Annotated in this window: 2 protein-coding genes and 2 pseudogenes; all 4 read left to right on the forward strand. The window is 63.0% G+C overall.

Annotated features, from left to right (window positions below; genetic code table 11):
* The first annotated feature begins 115 nt into the window (after positions 1-115).
* Entirely contained in the window at positions 116-3,238 is a 3,123-nt protein-coding gene (locus ACWEO7_RS37690) for an alpha/beta fold hydrolase (protein WP_452430426.1), read from the forward strand.
* Positions 3,239-3,419: 181 nt separating this feature from the next.
* Positions 3,420-4,495 (forward strand): annotated as a pseudogene (locus ACWEO7_RS37695) (tyrosine-type recombinase/integrase).
* A pseudogene (locus ACWEO7_RS37700) lies at positions 4,492-4,794 on the forward strand (helix-turn-helix domain-containing protein); the annotation flags it as partial. The pseudogenes ACWEO7_RS37695 and ACWEO7_RS37700, both read left to right, overlap by 4 nt.
* Positions 4,795-4,876: 82 nt before the next feature.
* Positions 4,877-5,521, forward strand: a complete 645-nt coding sequence (locus ACWEO7_RS37705; protein ID WP_452430428.1) for an integrase — start codon at positions 4,877-4,879, stop codon at positions 5,519-5,521.
* Positions 5,522-5,941: the final 420 nt, after the last annotated feature.

Raw genomic sequence — 5,941 nt, forward strand, 5'->3', positions numbered from 1 at the left:
ACTGGTGGCATATGTGTCGGACCTACGTCCATTTCTGGTCCGCACTCGGCGCAACCCTTTCCCGCCGACATGGCCGCCAACGCTCCGGGACCTAGCATCGCGTCCCATCCGCGCGATGACGATGCTCGACAAGCATGCGGCTGCTTCTGACGCCCAACAGTTCATGGTCGAGTTCGCCGATGGTTCGCGTGGCGTCCTTGTCGTGGATCTGTCGCCCGCACCGCCCGGACCAAGATCGGTCCCGCCGGCATTGGCAGACCTGGATCCAGAGCAGCTGGCGAAATTCGAGCTGGCGTATCCCTCGTTCCGCCGATCCGGCGCCGAAAACATCGCCGGTCACCTGGTCGCACTCGACCTGGACAGGAGTCTGGTGGCAGCCGCGGTCGCCCGGAGCGTCGGCGGATCGATCGGCGACGGGGTTATCACCGAGATCCCGGCCGATCTGTCACCCGCGAAGCCCGCTCACTGGTATCGACTCAAGGACCAACAGCTCATGGCTGTTTACGACTACCTCATCGGTGTCGGCAACCGGAGCCCGGACAGCTACGGCACTAGCCTGGAGGGAAGGCCAGTTGTCACGAGCAACCCTGGCGCCTTCCCGGCGCGCGGCGCTTTCGGCGTGGATGATTACCACGGACCACGGCCCCATGACCCGCATTGGCTCAGCGGTTACCGCCGATCGCTCACCATCGCACATCGGATGATCTGCTCCGACTTCGTGATGCTGCAACTTGGCTCGCCGCTGCCTGATGAGATCCTCACCAGGCTACGAGCCATCGATCTCGCGATGACACGATCCAGCCTCCTGCATTCCGGGCTCGGTCGCCACGAGATCGACGGCTACCTCGACCGGCTCCGCGAGATTCGCTCTTACGGCCGGATCACTGGCGAGGCCTGGTACGGATCGATCGAGGTCGCCGTAATATCGGCCGAATTTCGGGCGGATATGACTAGGCAGGGGAACGACGACGGCATCCAAGGACACAGGAACGATGGCTCAGGCTCCGATTTCGACGGCCCATCATATATCGACGGCATATCATATATCGACGATTTTCGCGTAGAACTGCCTAACGGCCACTATTTGCAGTGTCGTTTCGCAGGCGCGCATCCAAGAGAAGCCGATAAGCTGATCTTTCAATTCCATGGATCGCTGGGCAGTCGCGTCGACACCGCCCCAGACCACGTGCTCCACCAACTCAAAGAAGAGAATGTCTGTCTCGTCACGTATGACCGTCCGGGCTATGGCTTATCAACCCGGCAGAAAGACATAAGTATCGCCGAGAGCGGCAAGCATGTCAGATACATCGCAGATCACCTCGCCTCCGCGTATGGAAACAAGAAGCTCACTGATGCGAAGATCCTCCTCGTAGGCCGATCCGGCGGAACACCTTACGCGACGGCTGCGGCGGCCGAACTGGGCCCCCGGTGTGGCGGACTCGCGCTCCTCGTGCCTGTCGCACCCCCCCAACGGATGGGAGAAGACTTCACCAAGGGAATGTTTCAGCAAGACGATCCGAATAACGAGTTCGAATCAATCAGACGCAAAGTTGCAAATTTTCTCGGAAGCCCCAGCGATCCGATGAAAATCATCGGCACCGAAAGGGAGAACTTCGGTGAAATAGATCGGTTGTTCTTGGACAACAACAGCCCCCTGCTCTGCGCAATGTATCATGAGGGCTTGAGGAAAGGCTCCGACGGTTGGTTTGATGATATAACTAGAGAGGATTATCGCGAGTGGGAGATCAGAACTGAAGAAATAGCCTCAAACTGCCCGATTTTCATATTTACTGCAACGGGAGACGGACTCGTACCACCGGCGCATACTATGGAAATCGCCGGAGAACTTAAGGAGGCGGGGAAGAAGTGTACGGTGTTCAATATGACCGACGAGGGTGCGGGTCATTTTGTTGCGCCCCAGATCAAGGGTGATGTATATGACGGGCTGCTCAGAGGAACGATGAGAGCGGACCTGCTCACGAAAAATAGGGAAAATGATCCGAGACCCCTTGAGCCTACACCCGAAAACCCCGTCGTCATCGTCAATGTCACATACGAAGAATGGATGGCGGACCGAGAAACAGCCCTTCGGCATGAGGTGCCGGAACTGACCGCTTCCGACGAGACGTCCGCGCCACAGCCTAGACACGCCATGGGCGACCCCACTGGATCCAGACTCGAAGTGCGAGGGAGCGACTCAGCACTTGCCGAGGTTGTTCAGAGCTTGGATCCGCCACACTACCCGAGCGGCTCCAGTGAGATCGATGCGGATCCCGGACGCCGGACGAGATGGCAGTCCAGGGATTTCGTTGTTACCAGCCCCGATGGCCAGCGGTTGCAGTGTCGTGTCGAAGGCCCGGAGAACGGCACGCCGATAATTCAGTTTCATGGCACGCCGGGCTCCCGAGTGGATACAGCCCCACCCGAGCTGCTCGATCAGCTGGGGATACGACTGGTCACCTATGACCGCCCCGGCTACGGTGGGTCGGCTCCGCCGCGGGAGGGCATGACGATCGCCGACGGCGCCAGGCATGTCGCCGCGATCGCCGACCACCTCGGCATCGACAGATTCGCCGTCGTCGGTCGTTCCGGCGGAACCCCCTATGCCGCCGCGGCGGCGGCGCTACTGCCAGACCGGGTCACCAAAGCCGCGCTGCTGGTCCCCACCGCATCCCCTGCCCTGATGAAACATAGGCTTCACGAGGGCAAAACCCAGCAGCGGGGCTTGGACAGGCCGATCGAGCAGGTGAGCGCCGAACGATTAGCGGCCCTCAGGGCCAATCCCACCGATCCGATGACAGTCATCGGAATACCATTCGACCAGCTCGGCCCCGGAGATCAGGCCATCGTTCGCAAACATTCACAGGATCTGTGCGCCATGTACACCGAGGGAATGAAAAACGGCTCGACAGGCTGGGTCGGCGACAGTAACAGGAAACAGCTACCCTGGGGTTACGAATACGGTGACATCCAATGCCCGACCATGGTCTGGACCGGAAGCGAAGACGGATTCACCCCTCCCGCGCACGCGGAAAGCATCGCCGCGCAACTGCCCTCCGGACAACTGTATACCGTTGGACAGGTAGGCCATTTCGGTGCTATGGAGATCAAACCCGGCACCTATGCATGGCTGTCAGGACGAGAAGACCTCGCCCGCTTCCCCACCGAACTGCCCCCCGGCTACCAGCCCGGAACCCCCATCCCCACCACACTCGACCAATGGACATCCCTCACCTAACCAACAGTCGATGAGTTCCTGACTGCTCCAGCTTCTCTCACCCCACCCACTCCGGCCTGGACCTGGGCCATCCCAGGCCTCCTCTGCGCCGAATGTCTCACTGAAGTGTTGTCGCCTCGGCCGAATGAATTGTGGTCGGGCCGACGGTTCCTCACTGCGGCTGAAGGCAAGGAGGCGTGGGTTGGCCCTGGCGGCAGTGCGCGATCTGCAGGAACTGCGGGTCCCGGCGACCGATGACGAGCTCGCCGACTTCGAGACCGACGTGCTATCGGGGTTCGTGCTGGCGCGGGCGTCGGCCGGGCTGGTCGACTCCACGATCCGCAACGACGTCAATCACCTGGAGTTGATCCGGGAGTGGTTCGGTCGGCCGTTGTGGGAGATGCAGCCCGTCGACGCCGACACATACTTCGGCAAGGTGCTGCGGGAGGCGAAGCCATCGACGCGGACTGGCCGCGCGGCCGCGCTGACGGTCTACTTCCACTTCCTCGAGCTGCGGCACAAGATCGAGTGCACAACCTCACCGGCCGCGTCGTCGAATGCCCCCTGGACGAGATCAACCGGCTCCGGGCCTCGGTTGATCCGCAACTGCGGATCCCGCCGACTGCCGAGGAGATCGAGCAGCTGTTCGCCGGTTGGCGCGAGGAGATGGCTACCTGCCGTAAGTTCGCGCCGACCGCCCGCAACTACGCGGTCGCCCGGCTGGCGGCCGATGTCGGTCTGCGGATCAACGAGGCCCGGATGCTGGATCTGGATGACGTGCGGTGGGAGCTGGGCCGGTTCGGGAAGCTGAATGTCCGTCACGGCAAGGGATCTCGCCGCAAGGGCCCGAAACCGCGGCTGGTGCCGTTGATCAACGGCGCCGACCGCAGCTTGCGCTGGTTCATCGAGGACGTGCTCGGCCTGTTCGACCTCCACCCGTCCCGGCGCGGGATGCCGCTGTTCACGTCCGAGCGCAAGAACACCGATGGCACCGCCATGCGCGCGACCGCCGACGTATTCCGTCGGTCCCTCGCCGAGGCCGCCGACCGGCACCTGCCTACCTGGTCGGGCAAGCTGACTCCGCATGTCCTGCGGCATTTTTGCGCCAGCCAGCTCTATCTGGCCGGGATGAACCTATTCGCGATCCAGGAATTATGCGGTCATTCCTGGACAGCCACAACTGCCCGATATATCCACGTTCACGCCACTCACGTCGAAGACGCCTGGGTGACCAGGCAACGCCGAGTCGCCGACCGATGGAAAGGACTGGCCCAATGAAATGGAACCTGCGTCTCGCCGCGGCCAACCGCGGCATCTGGAAGGCCAGCGAGCTGCAACGCATGCTCGCCGCCCGCGGCCTCGTCATCAGCGCCGGCAAGATGTCCGGGCTGTGGTCGGGTGACCCGAACGTGGTCAAACTCCGCGACCTGGACGTCATCTGCGCGGTCCTGAGCTGCGGGGTCGAAGAGCTGCTGATTCCCGAGCCGGAGACCGTCAGCGCGACGGAACCGGCGACCGAGGACACAGCGGCCGCGGTCGGCGAGGCCCTGCCGGTCGTTCCGCGCGCCCGGACCGGTAACATTTCTCGAACAATGGGCCACTCGCTACGACCACCTGCGGGAAGTCACCCGCGCCGACATCACCGCCGCGCTCAAGCCGTTGACCGGCTCGCAACGCTTCAACGCGACCTGCGCTCTGCGATCACTGTTCCGGTTCGCCAAGAAACGCGGCCTGATCTTCGCCAACCCGACCACCGGGCTCAAGACCCGCCCCGCCGACTTCGCCCTGTTGCCGATGACCGACGAGCAGATCCACGCCGTCGAGCAACTCGCCACCGACCCCGCCTGGCGAGTCATCGTCGCGCTGGCCGCCGAGAACGCCGCCCGCACAGGCGCTATCCGGAGCCTGAAACTCACCGACGTCGATCTGGCCAACCGGCGCATCACCCTCGCCGGACGCCGTCAACGTCTCGGCGACCTCGGTCACCGCGCCATCCGCCGCTGGCTCGACCACCGCCGCACCACCTGGCCGACCACCGTGAGCCCGCACCTGCTGGTCGGCCCGAAGACCATCCACAGCACCGCACCGATCAGCCAGAGGTCCGTGAGCCTGCGCATGCAGCCCAGCGGCTGCACCGTCGACCAGATCCGTTGCGACCGCATCCTCCACGAGGCCCTCACCGCCGGCCCCGACCCACTGCACCTCACATTGGTTTTCGGCATCGCCCACAACACCGCCGCCCGTTACGCGGCCGTCGCCGAGCACCTGCTCAGCGACGAACTCGAACATCCACCAGCCGACTGAGCCCACCAGCAACCGCTAGACTTCCCCCGAACTCGCCGCGATTCCCCGTGCCTCCCGCGGAAATACCGTGAGTTCCCGCTGAAAGTCCGTCAGTCAGCGTGAACCCACGGGAGTCGAGTTCTTAAGAACCGTGTCACCTGGTACATGAGCCCCGCCGCATCACCAGCAGCACCGCACCCCAGGCATAGCAGCCACGGCACCCACCTACCCGGCACCCCGAACCCAGCCATCGCCGCTGGTCAAGACAACTTTGTTGTTTTTCGCGCGAGTCCGGTCCTACTACCTCTTATCTACGGGTACCGGCGGGATGACCTGATCGCCGACTGCGATGCGGGCGAGGGTTGCTGGCCTCGTCGATCTCGGCTACCCCGACCAGGATGATGAGCATCATCGTGATCAGGGTGATGGTGAGGATCACTG

It is taken from the genome of Nocardia sp. NPDC004260 (assembly GCF_053603155.1).

Coding starts and splice junctions, on each gene's coding strand:
- ACWEO7_RS37690 (WP_452430426.1), top strand. CDS start 116: ATGACGATGCTCGACAAGCATGCGGCTGCTTCTGACGCCCAACAGTTC.